Source organism: Achromobacter sp. ES-001, assembly GCF_019448355.1.
Lineage (GTDB): Bacteria > Pseudomonadota > Gammaproteobacteria > Burkholderiales > Burkholderiaceae_B > Achromobacter > Achromobacter spanius_B.
The window spans coordinates 1683000-1698404 of record NZ_CP079940.1 but is presented as its reverse complement, the minus strand read 5'-3'; the positions used below and the strand labels follow the sequence as shown (position 1 = coordinate 1698404).

The window sequence follows — 15405 nt, the reverse complement described above, 5'->3', positions numbered from 1 at the left end:
CGGAAATAAAAAAAGCAGCCAGACGGCTGCTTTTTTTGTGATTGACGGCTGAAACCGGAAACAACCGGATCAGACAGCCTCGATCAAACCACCTTCGGTCGCTTGTCGATCACGCGGCGCGCCTTGCCGGTCAGCGTGCGTTCCACATGGCCGGCGTCCGACACCTGGATGCGCGCGCTGACGCCGATGTGCGTCTTCACGGCATGCTGCAATTGCTTGCCCAAGTTATTGCGTTCGGCCTCCGACAGCCCCGAGAACTCGGCGCGCACTTCGGTCAGGATTTCAAGCTCGTCCATATTGCCGGTACGCGACAGGACCAGCTGATAATGCGGCGCCAGCTGGGCGATCTTCAGCACCAGTTCTTCCACTTGCGTCGGGAACATGTTCACGCCCCGCACGATCAACATGTCGTCGCTGCGGCCGGTGATCTTGCCGATGCGGCGCATGCTGCGCGCCGTGGGCGGCAACAGGCGGGTCAGGTCGCGAGTGCGGTAGCGGATGATCGGCATCGCCTCTTTGGTCAGCGACGTGAACACCAATTCGCCGGCCTCGCCATCGGCCACCGGTTCGCCGGTGTCCGGATTGATGATCTCGGCGTAGAAGTGGTCTTCCCAGACGACCGGGCCGTCTTTGGTTTCCACGCACTCGCTGGCCACGCCCGGACCCATCACTTCCGACAAGCCGTAGATATCCACCGCATCGATACCGGCTTCGGCCTCGATATCGGCACGCATCTGGCCCGTCCACGGCTCGGCGCCGAAGATGCCGATACGCAGCGAGCTTTGACGCGGATCAATGCCCTGGCGGCGCTGTTCTTCGAGAATATTGCAGAAATAGGAGGGCGTGACCATGATGATGTCCGGACGGAAATCGTTGATCAACTGCACCTGCTTTTCGGTTTGCCCGCCCGACATCGGGATGACCGTGCAACCCAGGCGCTCGGCGCCGTAATGCGCGCCCAGCCCGCCAGTGAACAGGCCATAGCCATAGGCGATGTGCACCGTGTCACCCGGCTTGCCGCCGGCCGCGCGGATCGAGCGCGCCACCAGGTTCGCCCAGTTGTCCAGGTCGCCCTTGGTGTAGCCCACCACCGTCGGTTTGCCCGTGGTGCCGCTGGACGCGTGAACGCGCGAAATACGCTCGCGCGGCACGGCAAACATGCCGAACGGATAGTTGTCGCGCAGTTCCTTCTTGGTCGTGAAAGGAAACTTCGAAATATCGGACAGCTGCTTCAGGTCGTCGGGATGCACGCCCGCTTCGTCGAACGCTTTCTTGTAATGCGCAACATTGTCGTACGCATGCTTGAGCGACCACTTGAGGCGCTCGAGCTGCAGCGCGCGCAGCTCGTCCTGGCTGGCATGCTCGATGGGGTCCAGCCCCGGCTTGCTCATGGTGTTGGACATGGTTATCTCTCTCCTGAATTTCTCTTTACGCCGGTCCGCTCGGCGCGCGGGTTCTATCTTTGTTGGATGACGAATGTTCTAGTGGCGTTGGACCGTCATCCTCAGCCTTCGGCGGGAACCCCCACGATCTGGCCCTTGATGCGATAGGACCGCCCGCGAAACAGGGCGACATTGCGGCCGTCCTGGTTGGTAACGGTAACGTCGTACACGCCCGTGCGGCCGGCCAGCGAGCGCTCTTGCGCCACTGCCGTCAGCAAGTCGCCTTCGAAACCCGGCGCCAGGTAATCAATGGTGCAGCCCGACGCCACGGTGCTGACATTGCGGGAATTGCACGAGAACGCGAACGCGCTGTCGGCCAGCGCAAAGATAAAGCCGCCGTGGCAGGTCTTGTGGCCGTTCAGCATGTCGCCGCGCACGCGCATCGTCAGCCGCGCATAGCCGGGCGCCATTTCCTCGACCTTCATGTCCAGGCCTTGCGAGGCCGCATCGCCCGCGTACATGACGGTGCCAACGGCCTGCGCCAATTCCTGCGGATCGCTGGGCGCTTCAATGGGGGGAACGTGCACGGTCATCATTGCCCCTTGAATTGCGGTTCGCGCTTGCCCAGGAACGCGGCCACGCCTTCGGCGTAGTCGGCGCTACGGCCCAGTTCGCGCATCATGTCGCGTTCCAGATCCAGCTGCGTCGACAGATCATTGCCCAGGCTGGCCTGCATGGCCCGCTTGGTGTATGCCAGACCCTTGGTAGGTGCCGTGGAAAAGTGCTGCGCCAAGCGTTCCAGGGTGGCGTCGAATTCCTCGTCCGCCACGCACTGCCAGATCAGGCCCCATTCCTCGGCCTGCTTGGCGCTGAGCTTGTCGCCCAGCATCGCCAGGCCCATGGCGCGCGCGCGGCCCACCAGTCGCGGCAGCGCGAACGTGCCGCCGGTGTCGGGGATCAAGCCCAGGCGGCAGAACGACTGAATGAAATTGGCCGACGCCTTGGCGATAACGATGTCGCCCGCGAACGCCAGGTTGGCGCCCGCCCCCGCCGCCACGCCGTTCACGCCGACCACAACCGGCAACGGCAAGGCGTTCAAGCGGCGCACCAGCGGCGCGTAGAACTTGTCGACGGTTTCGCCCAGGTCGGGCGGCGTACCGTCTTCGGCGGGCTTGCGCTCGCTTAAGTCTTGCCCTGCGCAAAAGCCCCGGCCTGCGCCGGTCAGCACCAACACGCGCGCGCCTTCGGTTTCCACGCGCGTCAACGCGTCGGCCACTTCGGCGTGCATGTTCGCGGTGAAGCTGTTCAGCTTGTCCGGGCGGTTCAGCGTCAGTCGGGCGATGCCGCCCGACAAATCAAATTGAATATCCTGATAGCTCATAAGCGTCGCCCTGCTTAGACGTGACGGCGGGTTTGCACCACGCGGAAGCGGTTGGACACGAAGGCGGTGTCGGACAGCGCGGCGTTGGCGGCCGGGTTGGCGCCGGTGCCGTGGAAGTCGCTGAAGGCCGCGGTCTGGTTGACGAACACCGCGCCCGTCAGGTTCAGCGACAGCGACACGCCGGACACTTCGGCCGCGTCCTGCACCTGGTCGGCCACTTGCGGGTCGGTGGTGTAGGCGGACAGCGACAGCGCACCGTGCTGAATGACGCTGTCACGCGCCAGCTCGACGCTGTGGGCGGTGGAATCCGTAGCCACCACGAAGGCGATCGGGCCAAACCATTCCTGGCTGATGGCGGCGTTGCCGGCTTCCGTACGCAGCAGCAGCGGCGTGCGCACGCGGGCATTTTCAAACTGCGGGTGCGTCAGCGCCTTGCTGTCGGCCACCACCGGCAGGCCCAGCGCGCGGGCCTTTTCGATGCGTTCGACGATGCCGTCGTTCTGGATGGCGCCCGTCAATTCCACGGCGCGGGCGGCGTCGGCGCCCAGCTTCTCCAGCGCCACGCCCAGGGCAGCCGCGACGTCGTCAAAACTGACGCGGCCTTCCGGCGTGTTGATGCCGTCGCGCGGCACGTAGATGTTTTGCGGCGCCGTGCACATCTGGCCCGAGTACAACGCCAACGAGAACGCCAGGTTGCGCGCCACGCCCTTCAGGTCGTCGGTGGAATCGATGATGACCTGGTTGACGCCGGCCTTCTCGGTGTAGACCAGCGCCTGGCGGGCGTTGTCTTCCAGCCAGTTGCCGTTGGCGGTGCTGCCGGTAAAGTCCACGATCTTGACGGCCGGGTCCAGCGCCAGCTTCTGCGCCGTGTCGTCGCCGGCTTCGTGCGCGGCCAACAACACCACATCGGGATCAAAGCCGGCTTCTTGCAGCACTTCGCGCGCGACCTTCACGGTGAGGGCCAGCGGCAGGATCGCGCCCGGGTGCGGCTTGACGATAACGGTGTTGCCGGTGGCCAGGCTGGCGAACATGCCGGGGTAGCCGTTCCACGTTGGGAAGGTCGAGCAGCCGATCACCAGCGCCACGCCACGCGGCACCACGGTGAACTGCTTTTCCATGCGGATGGGGTCATTTTTGCCTTGCGGCTTTTCCCACATCGCCACGCCCGGAATGCGCGACATTTCCTGCCAGGCGTAGGTCACGGCTTCAAAGCCGCGGTCTTGCGCGTGCGGGCCGCCGGCCTGAAAGGCCATCATGAAGCCCTGGCCGGTGGTGTGCTGCACGGCGTAGGCAATTTCAAAACTCAGCTTGTTCAAGCGCGCCAGGATTTCCAGCGACACGCCCACCCAGGCTTGCGGACCGGCACGGCGCCAATCTTCCAGCGCGCGCTTGGACGCGCCGATCAGCTTGTCGACCGGCACATGCGGGTACGTAATGCCAAGGTCGAAACCGTAGGGCGATTTCTCGCCGCCCACCGTGCCGTCGGCGTCGTGCAGGTTCAGGGGAAACGGCTTGCCCTTGAGGGCTTCGAAGGCGGCGCGGCCGTCGTCGTTGGCGGTTTCGCCATAGTTGCGCGGGCTGGGCGATTCGGCAAACGGGCTCCAGTAGCCGCGCAGCGCGGCAGCCGCCAGGGATTGTTCCAGCACGGGCTGGTGACGCTCGAAGAATTTTTGGGACACGCTTGTCTCTCCAATGAATTAGGGGTGTCTGACCGGCACGGGCCGCGTCAGGTTTCCTGGTCGAAGTCGATGACCAGGCGGTCGCTGACCGGAAAGCTCTGGCAGCTCAGTACGAAACCGCGCGCCACTTCGTAATCTTCCAGGGCGAAGTTGGCATCCATGTCCACTTCGCCTTCGATGACCTTGCAGCGGCAGGTGGAACACACGCCGCCCTTGCACGAATAGGGCAGCTCGATTCCCTGCGCCAGCGCCGAGTCCAGCACGCTGTCTTTATTCTTATCAATCACGAACATGCGGCTGTGGCCGTCTTGCACCACGGTCACTTCGCACTGGCCCTTGCCTGGCGCCTGCGGGGCGTCGTGGCCGGTACGCAGTGCGCGGGGCCCCTTGGGCGCGCCGAACAGTTCAAACTTGATGTTCGCCTTGGGAATGCCGCGCGCTTGCAGCCGCTCGACCACGCTTTCTGTCATGGTTTGCGGACCACAGACAAAAGCGTAATCGATGTCTTCGGGGCTCATCCAGGCCGACATCAGCTGGTCTACCTTATCGCCGTCCAGGCGGCCGTTGAACAGTTCAATGTCTTGCGTCTCGCGGCTCATGACGTAGACCAGCGAGAAGCGCTCCATGTACAGGTTTTTCAGGTCTTCGATTTCTTCGCGGAACAGCACGGCCGACGACGCACGGTTGCCAAAGAACAGCGTGAACTTGCTGCGCGGCTCGATCGACAGCGCGGTTTTCACCAGCGAGAACACCGGCGTGATGCCGCTGCCCACCGCGAAGGCCACGTAATGGCGCTGGTTCTCGGGCGAGAAATCCACCGTGAAATTGCCGGCGGGCGCCATCACTTCCAGCGTCTGGCCGGGTTGCAGTTCATGGTTGGCCCAGCTGGAGAACGCGCCTTCGTCGACCTTCTTGATGGCCACGCGCAGCAGCTTGTCGTGCGGCGCGGAACAGATCGAGTACGAGCGGCGCAGCTCTTCGCCGTTCAGCTGCGTGCGCAGGGTCAGGTACTGCCCCGGCAGGAAGGCGAACTCGTCGGTCAGCGTGTCGGGCAGGTCAAAGGTCACGACCACGGCATCACGCGTGTTGCGCGCCACCGAGGCCACCTTCAAGGAATGAAATTGGTTGCTCATCTTGAAACCGCTCTCAGTGAGTCTTGAAATAATCGAAGGGTTCGCGGCAAGACACGCAGCGATACAGCGCCTTGCACGACGTGGACCCGAAGTTGCTGACCATCCGCGTATCGCGCGAGCCGCAGCGCGGGCACGCGATGGCGGGCGCGACAGCGCGGCGGCTGATGCCCGAAATGTCGATGGCGCGCTCGGCGGGCGCGGCGATGCCGTAACCCTTGAGCGCTTCGCGGCCCTTTTCGCTCATCCAGTCGGTCGTCCAGGCGGGCGCCAGGCGGGTGTCGACACGGACGTCGGCCACGCCATGGCGGGCCAGCGTCTGTTGGATGTCCTGCGTGATTTCGCGCATGGCCGGGCAGCCGGAATACGTGGGGGTGATGACGACGACACAGGTGTCGCCTTCCCAATTCACCTCACGCACCACGCCCAGGTCCACCACGGACAGCACGGGGATCTCCGGGTCGGGGACCTCGTGCAGCCAGGCATAGACCTGGTCGGCGGAAACGGGCGCCAGCGCGTTCACCAGGTGGCTCCCGGGTAGGCGCGCGGCAGGTACTGCATTTCGGCCAGCACGTAGCCCAGCTCTTCGGTGTGCTTGCCCTGGCGACCGCCCCGGTAGGCCAGATGGTTGGCCGCGGTTTCATCGGGAACAGTCAGCGTGGCTTCTTCCAGCACTTCGCGCACGTGCGCCAGCCACGGTTCGCGCAGCGCGGCCAGTTCGCAGCCGATGCCGCGCGCGGCCACGTCCTGGTCCACGGCGTCGTCGGCGAACAGTTCGCCGGTAAAGCGCCAGGCGTCGTCGATGGCGGCCTGCATCTTGGCGTGGCTTTCGTCGGTGCCGTCGCCCAGGCGCACGACCAGGTCCGACGAGCGGCGCACGTGGTAAGTGACTTCCTTGATGGACTTGGCGGCGATGGCGGCCACGCGTTCGTCGGAAGATTGTTCCAGGCGTTGCAGCAGGAAGTAGTGCCAGACGTCGAACAGGAACTGGCGCGCCATGGTGTCGGCATAGTTGCCATTGGCGCGTTCGACCAGCAACACGTTATGGAACTGGTGAGCGTCGCGGTGATAGGCCAGCGCGTCTTCATCGCGGCCCGCGCCTTCGACTTCACCCGCCAGCGTCAGCCACATGCGCGCCTGCCCCAGCAGGTCCAGCGCGGTATTGGTCAGCGCCAGGTCCTCTTCCAGGATGGGGCCGTGCCCGGTCCACGCGCCCAGCCGCTGCGACAGGATGAGCGACGAATCGCCCAGGCGCAGCAGGTATTCAAACAAAGTCTTGTCCATGTCCGCCTGCCGCCTTACATGTGCTTGATTTCTTCGGGCATCGGGAAAAACGTGGGATGCCGGTAGACCTTGCTGTTGGCCGGCTCGAACAAGGGTTCCTTGTCGCCGGGGCTGCTGGCCGAGATGTCCGAGGCGCGCACGACCCAGATGCTCAGACCTTCGTTGCGGCGCGTGTAGACGTCACGCGCGTGATTGATCGCCATTTCGGCGTCCGGGGCATGCAGGCTGCCGACGTGCTTGTGGGCCAGGCCGTGCTGGCTGCGGATGAACACTTCCCACAAAGGCCAGTCTTTGCTCATGATGGATATCCTTGAAATGCCGGGCGCGCGCGGCGCGCACCGGTATGCAGTGAAGGTTGCGGTATGGGTTGCAGCAAGGGTTGCGGCGCGGGATGCGGACGCGGGTTGCAGGCGCGGGTTGCAGGCGGGCAGGCGTTGCAGACCGCCTCAAGCGGCCTTGCGTTGCGCCTTTTTGTCCGCGTAGGCGACCAGTGCGTCGCGCACCCAGGCGCCGGCTTCGTGTGCCTTGACGCGCGCGGCCAGGCGTTCGCGGTTGCACGGCCCATTGCCCTTGAGCACGGCGTAGAACTCGCTCCAGTCGATCTCGCCGAAGTCGTAGTGGCCGCGTTCCGCGTTCCACTTCAGGTCGGGGTCCGGCACGGTCAGGCCCAGGTATTCGGCCTGCGGCACGGTCTGGTCCACCATCTTCTGGCGCAGCTCGTCATTGGAGAAAAGCTTGATCTTCCAGGCCATCGATTGCGCGCTGTTGGGCGAATCGGCGTCCGACGGGCCGAACATCATCAGCGCCGGCCACCACCAGCGGTTCAGCGAATCCTGCACCATCGCCTTTTGCTCGGGCGTGCCATGCAGGCACATCTGCATCAACAGGTCATAGCCCTGGCGCTGGTGGAAGGACTCTTCCTTACAGACGCGCACCATGGCGCGCGCGTAGGGGCCGTAGGAACAGCGGCACAGCGGAATCTGGTTGATGATGGCCGAGCCATCGACCAGCCAACCGATCATGCCGATGTCCGCCCAGCTAAGGGTCGGGTAATTGAAGATGCTGGAGTACTTGGCGCGGCCCGCGTGCAGGTCATCAATCAGGTCATCGCGCGAGACGCCCAGCGTCTCGGCAGCGCTGTACAGATACAGCCCGTGGCCGGCCTCGTCCTGCACCTTGGCCAGCAGGATCGCCTTGCGCTTGAGCGACGGGGCCCGCGTGATCCAGTTGCCTTCGGGCAGCATGCCGACGATTTCCGAGTGCGCGTGCTGAGAGATCTGGCGCACCAGCGTCTTGCGGTAGGCATCGGGCATCCAGTCCTTGGCCTCGATGCGCACGCCATCGTCTATGCGGCGCTGGAACGTCTGTTCGGGGCCTTCAAGCTGGTCGGCGGTTTTGACCTGCTTGACGCCGGTTTCGACGAGTTGAGCGTACATGTTTGTCTCCTTGAGACGGTTTGCGAAATCGCAAGGCAAACGTTCCGCAGCGCCGTCATGTCATAGGCGGATTATTTAATACAAAAAAACCATTGTCAAACGCAAAGCTGTATCACATTGGATTTATGTATCATATTGCGGATCCTGATATCGGCCGCATGCGGCCCCCCTTATGGCAAACCCTACGTCGCCTTTGGACCGTTTCCTGTCCCGCTTGTTGAAAAGCGACCCGCCTCGCGCCAAATCGCTGTGCGTCAGCTTGCTGGGGGACGCGTTGGCCCCTCACGGCGGCGCCATCTGGCTGGGCGACCTGATCGAATTGCTGGCCCCGCTTGGTATCAATGAACGCCTGTTGCGCACCAGCGTTTTCCGGCTGGTGGCGCAAAACTGGCTGCAATCGGAACGACATGGCCGGCGCAGTCTGTACCTGATTTCGGAACAGGGGCTGCGACATACCGCACATGCCTCGCAGCGCATCTACGAAGGTGCAACGCAGGACTGGAACGGGGAATGGACGCTGGTGGCGCTACCGCGCACGGGCAACGGGCTGGCCGAGCGCGCCGAGTTGCGTCGGGAATTGGTCTGGGAAGGGTTCGGCATGATCGCGCCGGGCCTGTTCGCCCACCCGCACACCGAGGCGCGGGCCGCGCACGACATTCTTGAAAAGCTGGGCATCCCGGATCGGGCGCTGGTGCTGTCCGCCCGGGATCTGGCCGGCGCGGGCGGCCTGCCGATCGCCAGCCTGGCGTCGCAATGCTGGAACCTGGATGACGTGGCCGAGCAGTACCGCCAGTTTTCCCGCAACTTTGGCCCGCTGGAAAAATTGCTGGATGACGCGCCGCCGCCCGCCGACGCGTTCGTCGTGCGGGTCATGCTGCTGCACAATTGGCGCCGGATCGTTCTACACGACCCGCAGCTGCCCGGCCCGATGCTGCCCGACAACTGGCCGGGCCACGCCGCCCGCGCGCTGTGCGGAAGAATCTACTGGAAGGTTTTCGACGCGTCGGAGACGCATCTGAACGCGCGCGCCGGGCAAGATAATGCGCGCTATACGCCGCTGACGGCCGAGGTGGAATCCCGTTTCGGTGGTCGGCCGGCCTGACAGGCGTGGCGGCGGGCGGGTCAAGGACCCTCTGCCCGGTGCAGGCGGCCGGCTGAATGCAGGCCGGCTGAATGCAGGCCGGCTGAATGCAGGCCGGGTGGATGCAGGCCGATGAATGCGCCCCGCTGCATCCCGCCCGATACATGCGCCCCCTGAAAACCGCCCTGCCTACACCTTCAGCAGGTGCTCGCGGTAGTACTTGAGTTCGTCGATGGACTCGTAGATGTCGGCCAGCGCTTCGTGGCGGCTCTTTTTCTCAAAGCCCTTGTACACGGCCGGCGCCCAGCGGCGCGCCAATTCCTTCAGCGTGCTGACATCCAGGTTGCGGTAGTGGAAAAACTGCTCCAGGCGCGGCATGTACGCAAACATGAAGCGGCGATCCTGGCTGATGGTGTTGCCGCACAGCGGCGATTTACCCGCCGGCACATGCTGCGCCAAAAACGCCAAGAGCGTATCCTCTGCCTGCGCTTCGGACACCGTGGACGCGCGCACCTTGTCGATCAGGCCGCTTTTGCCGTGGGTGGATTTATTCCAGTTGTCCATGGCGTCAAGCAGGCTGTCAGGCTGGTGGACGACCAGCACCGGGCCTTCGGCCACGACCGTCAGGTCGGGTTCCGTCACCACGACGGCCACCTCGATGATGCGTTCTTTCTCGGGATCCAGCCCGGTCATTTCCATGTCGAGCCAGACCAGGCGATTTTCGTTCACAGCCATATAATTTGCCTATAAAACACGCGATTTTCGCACATCCCTACTGAGCAAAACGCTTCGCCCATGTTCACACTGCTGTTCGTTGCTTTCCTGCTGGCCGATATTGCCGTGCGCCTGTGGCTGGCCGGTCGCCAGATCCGCCACGTGGCGCGTAACCGCGATCGCGTGCCGGATGAATTTTCGCCTCGCATCGGCCTGACCAGCCATCAGCGCGCGGCCGATTACACCATCGCCCGCGTCAAACTGGGCATGCTTGAACGCACCTACGACGCCATTTTGCTGGTCTGCCTGACGTTGATGGGCGGCTTGCAATTCATCGACCTGATGGTTGGGCAGCTTACCAGCAATGATTTTTTGCGCCAGATGCTTTTGCTGCTCGTAGTGGCGCTGGTGCTTGGCGTGCTGGGCCTGCCTTTCACGCTGTGGCGGCAGTTCAAGCTTGAGGCGCGTTTTGGCTTCAACCGGATGACGCCCGAGCTATTCATTGCCGACACGGCCAAGGGCCTGTTGGTTGCCGCCGTGCTGGGCCTGCCGCTGGCCGCCGCCGTGCTGTGGTTGATGGGCAGCGCGGGCGCCTACTGGTGGGTCTGGGCGTGGGCGCTGTGGACGGTGTTCAACCTGGCGCTGCTGATCGTCTACCCGATGTTCATTGCCCCGCTTTTCAATAAATTCACGCCACTGTCCGACCCGGACCTGGCCGGCCGCATTCAACGGCTGGCGCAGCGCTGCGGCTTCGCGCTGAACGGACTGTTCGTCATGGACGGCTCGCGCCGGTCCGCGCACGGCAATGCCTATTTCACCGGCTTTGGAAGGTCGCGCCGCATCGTGTTTTTCGACACGCTGCTGGCGCGCCTGAACGGCGATGAAATTGAAGCGGTGTTGGCCCACGAACTGGGTCATTTCGCCAAGCGTCATATCATTAAGCGCGTCGCCTTCAGCTTTGGCGCCGCGCTGGCCTTTTTTGCCATCCTGGGCTGGGTATCGCAACAACCCTGGTTCTACATGGACCTGGGTGTGGTGCCCCAACTGGGCGGACGCAACGACGCGATGGCGTTGCTGCTGTTCTTCCTGGTCATTCCCGTTTTTACTTTCATGTTCACGCCGTTGGCCAGCTGGTACTCGCGTCGCGACGAATTCGAAGCGGACCGCTATGCGGCCGAGCAGAGTTCGCCGCAACATCTGGTGTCCGCGCTGGTCAAACTCTACGACGACAACGCCGCTACGCTGACTCCCGACCCTGTGCATTCCGCCTTCTACGATAGCCATCCCCCCGCCGCCGAGCGCATCCGCCACCTGATGGCGCCCACCGCATGAGCGCCCCGCGCAATGCCAGAAACGGCGTCGCAGCGCCCATGACCGACGCCGTGGGCGGCCAGCTGGACGGCCGCATCATCGCCGCGCACGGACGCCACTACACCGTTGAGCTTGCCGACGGATCGCTGCGCAAGTGCTTCCCCCGCGGCAAAAAGGCCGGCGCCGCCGTCGGCGACCGCGTGCGCATTGCCCCGCAAGGCAAGGACGAAGGCGCGATCGACGCGATCCTGCCGCGCACCAACCTGCTGTACCGGTCCGACGAGATGCGGTCCAAGCAGTTCGCCTCCAACGTCGACCAGTTGTTGATCGTGATCGCGGTGCAGCCGACCTTCTCCGACGACCTGACCGGGCGAGCCCTGGCCGGCGCCTGGAGCGCGGGCATCTCGCCGCTGATCGTCTTGAACAAGACCGACCTGACGGAAGAATTGCCCGCCGCCCGCGCCCGCCTGGCGCCGATTGCGGCGTTGGGCGTGCCCGTGGTCGAGCTCAGCGCGCTGGAACCTGAAAAAGTGCACACGCTGCTGGCGCCTCGTCTGGCCGGCCGCACCAATCTGCTGCTGGGTCAAAGCGGCATGGGCAAGTCCACGCTGCTTAACGCATTGATCCCGGACGCGCGCGCGGCCACGCGCGAACACTCCACGGCGTTGGACATGGGCAAGCACACCACGACCAGCACGCGGCTTTATCACCTGCCCGATCCCGGCGGTGACCTGATCGATTCGCCCGGGTTCCAGGCGTTCGGCTTGCAACACCTGACGCGCGACGACATCATCCGCGGCTTCCCTGAATTTGCGCAGCCTATCGAGGAATGCCGCTTCTACAATTGCACGCACCGCCGTGAACCGGGCTGCGGCGTAGTGGCCGCCTTGCAGGCAGGCAAGATCAACCCGCTGCGCTACGCGCTATACGAGCGCATCCTTGAAGAGAATCTGGCGGGTCAGCAGCGCTATTGATTTTGGGGTGCTCGCGAACGCCGCGATGGCCATAAAGGCGACGGCAACAAAAACGGCCCGCAAGGGCCGTTTTCTATTGCACGGATAAATAGCGCGATGGTCTGGCCCGCTTTCGGCCATACCGTCAGCGCGGCTGCAATCCGTGGCGCAGCAGGTGATAGAGGTTGCGCAACATGCCCGCCGTTGCCCCCCAGATGAAATGCTTGCCGTAGGGCATCCCGTAGTAATTGCGCACGCGTCCGTCGTCCAGCCTGGCCTCGTACAGCCGATGATTGGCCGGGTCCATCAGGAACGACAGCGGCACTTCAAACACTTCAGCTACCTCGAACGCGTCGGGCGCCAGTTCAAAACCGGGCCGCACCAACGACACCACCGGAATGATCGAAAAACCCGTCGCCGTCAGGTAGGGCGGCATGCTGCCCAACACTTCCACATGGTCTTCCGGCAGTCCGGTTTCTTCCTGCGCTTCGCGCAAGGCAGCGGCCACGGGCGTGGGGTCGCTGGTTTCGATGCGGCCACCCGGAAAGCTGATCTGCCCCGCGTGGTCATGCAGATGCGCGGCGCGCTGGGTCAGCATGATGTGTACGCCGTCGTCGCGCGTGACCAGCGGAATCAACACGGCTGCGGGCACCGGTGTGCCCTCGCGGCCGGGGTATCGCAGATCGTTGTCGCGCGAAAGCTCCAGCGTCCAGGTGGATGGCTGGTTCAGCGTGCCCCGCAGGCGATCCGGGGTCAACAGGCTGGCAGGTACGGCCGGCAGAGAATCATTGGCCACTACCCACGGTTGCGTTGCCGGATCGAAGCCCGGGCGCACAAGCGGCCGTCGAGGCCGCGCAGAATACGAGGAATCAGACATACGGCTTTGCTAAAAGAAAAAGGCACCCTCGCAGGTGCCTTTTTAACCCGGAAACCTGTGCCGGACGGAAACGCTGAATGGCGCGAACGTCCGACACTGGTAGGGCCGTGTGCCGATAAGCGATCAAGCCGCCGAGGCTTGCTTGCTGACCAGCTTTTCCTTGATACGTGCCGACTTGCCCGAGCGGTTGCGCAGGTAGTACAGCTTGGCGCGGCGCACGTCGCCGCGGCGCTTGACTTCGATGCCGGCGATTTGCGGCGAGTACAGCTGGAACGTACGTTCCACGGCTTCACCCGACGAAATCTTGCGCACGGTGAACGCGGAGTTCAGGCCGCGATTGCGCTTGGCGATAACAACGCCTTCGAAAGCCTGCACGCGCTTGCGGGTGCCTTCAACGACGTTCACGCTCACGATGACGGTGTCACCAGGAGCAAATTCAGGCTTGGCTTGGCCGCCGGTCAGACGGGCAATTTCTTCCTGTTCCAGGATAGCGATAAGGTTCATGAGAACTCCTAGATCATCATGTCTTTGCGGGCTAAAACTTTTGCCGTTCGTTTTTTACCGATGTTGTTACTGGTGCCGCAAGCAGAGGATGAGATTTGGCAAACCAATGATTCTACACCAAAAGTTGGCTAGGCCGTCGGGTAGAATGGCGCCCTTCCGGCAGCTTGCTGTACCCTAGCGGCTTCTGTAACAAACACGTCATTCGGCGCTGTTCCCTCATGTCGTATACGTCCCTGATATTGGTCGTCTTGGCGGCGATGGCCCACGCTACGTGGAACCTGCTTGCCAAGCGCGCGGCCATGGTGGGCGCGCCTTTTGTGTTTGCCTACGGGCTGTGCGCCTCGTTGCTGTACGCCCCCTGGGTCATCTGGGTGCTGATCCACGACGGCATGACGTGGACGTGGCCCGTCGTCGGCGCCATCCTGACATCCAGCCTGTTGCATCTGGGCTACAGCCTTTGCCTGCAACGCGGCTATCAGGTTGCCGACCTGTCCGTGGTGTATCCCATTGCGCGAGGCACCGGCCCGCTGCTTTCCACGACGGGGGCATTCCTGCTGCTGGGCGAACCCGCCACCGGCACCGGCATTGTCGGCATGCTGTGCGTGGTGATCGGCGTGCTGATGATCGCCACCCAAGGGCGTCTGACCATCTTCAAGCAGGCCCAAGCGTGGATCGGCGTGCGCTGGGGCGTGGTGATCGGCCTGTTCATCGCCGCCTACACCGTGGTGGACGCCTATGGCGTGAAGGTCCTGTTGATCAGCCCCGTGCTGTTCGATTGGTTCACATGCGTAACGCGCACCGCCATGATGACGCCCCACATGATGAGCCGGCGCGCGCAAGCCTGGCAGTCCATGCGCGGGCACTGGCACCTGGCGCTGGCCGTGGGCCTGCTGTCTCCGTTGGGGTACATCCTGGTGCTATATGCGCTGCGCAACGGCGCGCCGTTAAGCCTGGTGGCGCCTGCCCGCGAAATGTCGATGATGCTGGGCACCCTGGCCGGCATGTTCCTGCTGCGCGAAAAGGTCGGGCCGGGCCGGTTGGCCGGTTGCGTATCCATTCTGGTGGGCGTGGTGCTGCTGGGCTCCAGCTAAGCCTGCCGTGGCCGTTCAATGTATCGGTCGCGATTGATTCAAAATCGAGCCCGGGCGATTCAGAACCCAGCGGCGGCTCCAAGCCACATCAGGCCGGGGATGATTGCGCCCCACGCCAACACCATCACCACATCCAGCACCATGGCCTTCATGGTGACTTGCGACGTTACGGGTTCAACGGTGGCGTTGCCCAGACTGCGCTCGCGTACCGCCGACACCGCCAAAGCGGGGGCCATGGCAGGTGACACGGCGGGCGCCATCGTGGGGGTGACGGCAGGCACCGGCAACGGTGTCACGCCCGATGGGATCCCGCGCGTTGCCGCGCGCTCGACCAAGCCGCCCTCTTGGGCCGGCGTGGGCGGGAACGGCCAGCGCGCGGGAGACGTGCCCGAGCGGCTGCGCTGGCGCGGTTCGTCACCGGCGGACGCGGTATTCCACGGCATGGCCAGGCCCGCCAGCTTGGCGCAAGCGGCGCGGGCTCGATACGCGCCACGGCGCAGCGGGTTCAACGAGACGATGAGCTCATCTGACAAAACGGAAAAATCAGCGGTGTTCATGAGAACTCCTTGAAGAAACGATTCC

At 63.8% G+C, this 15405-nt stretch carries 17 protein-coding genes; 4 read left to right on the top strand and 13 right to left on the bottom strand.

The features are described 5' to 3' along the window. Nucleotides 1–83: 83 nt before the first annotated feature. The 9 genes from paaK to paaA form a co-directional block, all read right to left on the bottom strand. On the bottom strand, nt 84–1403 hold the full coding sequence (paaK, locus tag KYT87_RS07545) for a phenylacetate--CoA ligase PaaK (protein ID WP_104143165.1): 1320 nt from the start codon (nt 1401–1403) through the stop codon (nt 84–86). 101 nt (nt 1404–1504) lie between these two features. Further along, on the bottom strand, nt 1505–1975 hold the full coding sequence (paaI, locus tag KYT87_RS07540; protein ID WP_046802881.1) for a hydroxyphenylacetyl-CoA thioesterase PaaI: 471 nt from the start codon (nt 1973–1975) through the stop codon (nt 1505–1507). Next, nucleotides 1975–2763 carry a 2-(1,2-epoxy-1,2-dihydrophenyl)acetyl-CoA isomerase PaaG gene (paaG, locus tag KYT87_RS07535; RefSeq protein ID WP_219991948.1) on the bottom strand — a complete coding sequence of 263 codons (789 nt, stop codon included), beginning with the start codon at nt 2761–2763 and terminating at the stop codon, nt 1975–1977. The genes paaI and paaG overlap by 1 nt, the downstream gene beginning before the upstream one ends. A 14-nt stretch (nt 2764–2777) precedes the next feature. Continuing rightward, on the bottom strand, nt 2778–4442 hold the full coding sequence (gene paaN / locus KYT87_RS07530; protein ID WP_219991947.1) for a phenylacetic acid degradation protein PaaN: 1665 nt from the start codon (nt 4440–4442) through the stop codon (nt 2778–2780). A gap of 47 nt (nt 4443–4489) precedes the next feature. Continuing rightward, nucleotides 4490–5575: a 1,2-phenylacetyl-CoA epoxidase subunit PaaE gene (gene paaE, locus KYT87_RS07525; RefSeq protein WP_046802758.1), complete on the bottom strand. Its 1086-nt coding sequence runs from the start codon at nt 5573–5575 to the stop codon at nt 4490–4492. A 13-nt stretch (nt 5576–5588) separates the two neighbouring features. Further along, nucleotides 5589–6095, bottom strand: coding sequence for a 1,2-phenylacetyl-CoA epoxidase subunit PaaD (paaD, locus tag KYT87_RS07520; protein ID WP_046802757.1), 507 nt, complete (start codon nt 6093–6095; stop codon nt 5589–5591). Continuing rightward, complete coding sequence (paaC, locus tag KYT87_RS07515; protein ID WP_120154447.1) at nt 6092–6856, bottom strand: 1,2-phenylacetyl-CoA epoxidase subunit PaaC; 765 nt, start codon at nt 6854–6856, stop codon at nt 6092–6094. Before paaC ends, paaD begins: the two co-directional genes overlap by 4 nt. Nucleotides 6857–6870: 14 nt before the next feature. Then, a complete protein-coding gene (gene paaB / locus KYT87_RS07510; protein ID WP_006218245.1) occupies nt 6871–7155 on the bottom strand; it encodes a 1,2-phenylacetyl-CoA epoxidase subunit PaaB in 285 nt (94 codons plus the stop codon). A gap of 147 nt (nt 7156–7302) precedes the next feature. Then, the gene (gene paaA, locus KYT87_RS07505; protein ID WP_219991946.1) at nt 7303–8292 is read right to left on the bottom strand and encodes a 1,2-phenylacetyl-CoA epoxidase subunit PaaA; all 990 of its coding nucleotides are present in this window, start codon (nt 8290–8292) and stop codon (nt 7303–7305) included. A gap of 172 nt (nt 8293–8464) precedes the next feature. On the opposite strand from paaA, the gene paaX reads away from it, so the two are divergent. Beyond that, a complete protein-coding gene (gene paaX / locus KYT87_RS07500; protein ID WP_104143160.1) occupies nt 8465–9394 on the top strand; it encodes a phenylacetic acid degradation operon negative regulatory protein PaaX in 930 nt (309 codons plus the stop codon). A gap of 168 nt (nt 9395–9562) precedes the next feature. Here paaX and orn read toward each other — a convergent pair whose 3' ends face one another. Then, on the bottom strand, nt 9563–10108 hold the full coding sequence (orn, locus tag KYT87_RS07495; RefSeq protein WP_046802753.1) for an oligoribonuclease: 546 nt from the start codon (nt 10106–10108) through the stop codon (nt 9563–9565). 60 nt (nt 10109–10168) lie between these two features. Between orn and KYT87_RS07490 the strand changes: the two genes are divergently transcribed. Together KYT87_RS07490 and rsgA are read left to right on the top strand one after the other, a co-directional pair. Then, on the top strand, nt 10169–11419 hold the full coding sequence (locus tag KYT87_RS07490) for a M48 family metallopeptidase (protein ID WP_219991945.1): 1251 nt from the start codon (nt 10169–10171) through the stop codon (nt 11417–11419). 38 nt (nt 11420–11457) lie between these two features. Then, nucleotides 11458–12372 carry a ribosome small subunit-dependent GTPase A gene (gene rsgA, locus KYT87_RS07485; RefSeq protein ID WP_046802880.1) on the top strand — a complete coding sequence of 305 codons (915 nt, stop codon included), beginning with the start codon at nt 11458–11460 and terminating at the stop codon, nt 12370–12372. A 124-nt stretch (nt 12373–12496) separates the two neighbouring features. On the opposite strand, the gene KYT87_RS07480 is transcribed toward rsgA, so the two are convergent. Continuing rightward, nucleotides 12497–13228 (bottom strand): CoA pyrophosphatase, encoded by a 732-nt coding sequence (locus KYT87_RS07480; protein ID WP_046802751.1) that lies wholly within the window; start codon nt 13226–13228, stop codon nt 12497–12499. A 123-nt stretch (nt 13229–13351) separates the two neighbouring features. Then, nucleotides 13352–13732: a 50S ribosomal protein L19 gene (gene rplS / locus KYT87_RS07475; protein WP_006218237.1), complete on the bottom strand. Its 381-nt coding sequence runs from the start codon at nt 13730–13732 to the stop codon at nt 13352–13354. 218 nt (nt 13733–13950) lie between these two features. On the opposite strand from rplS, the gene KYT87_RS07470 reads away from it, so the two are divergent. Then, nucleotides 13951–14823 (top strand): DMT family transporter, encoded by an 873-nt coding sequence (locus KYT87_RS07470; protein WP_219991944.1) that lies wholly within the window; start codon nt 13951–13953, stop codon nt 14821–14823. Between the two features lie 59 nt (nt 14824–14882). Here KYT87_RS07470 and KYT87_RS07465 read toward each other — a convergent pair whose 3' ends face one another. Further along, the gene (locus KYT87_RS07465; RefSeq protein ID WP_219991943.1) at nt 14883–15380 is read right to left on the bottom strand and encodes a hypothetical protein; all 498 of its coding nucleotides are present in this window, start codon (nt 15378–15380) and stop codon (nt 14883–14885) included. Nucleotides 15381–15405: the final 25 nt, after the last annotated feature.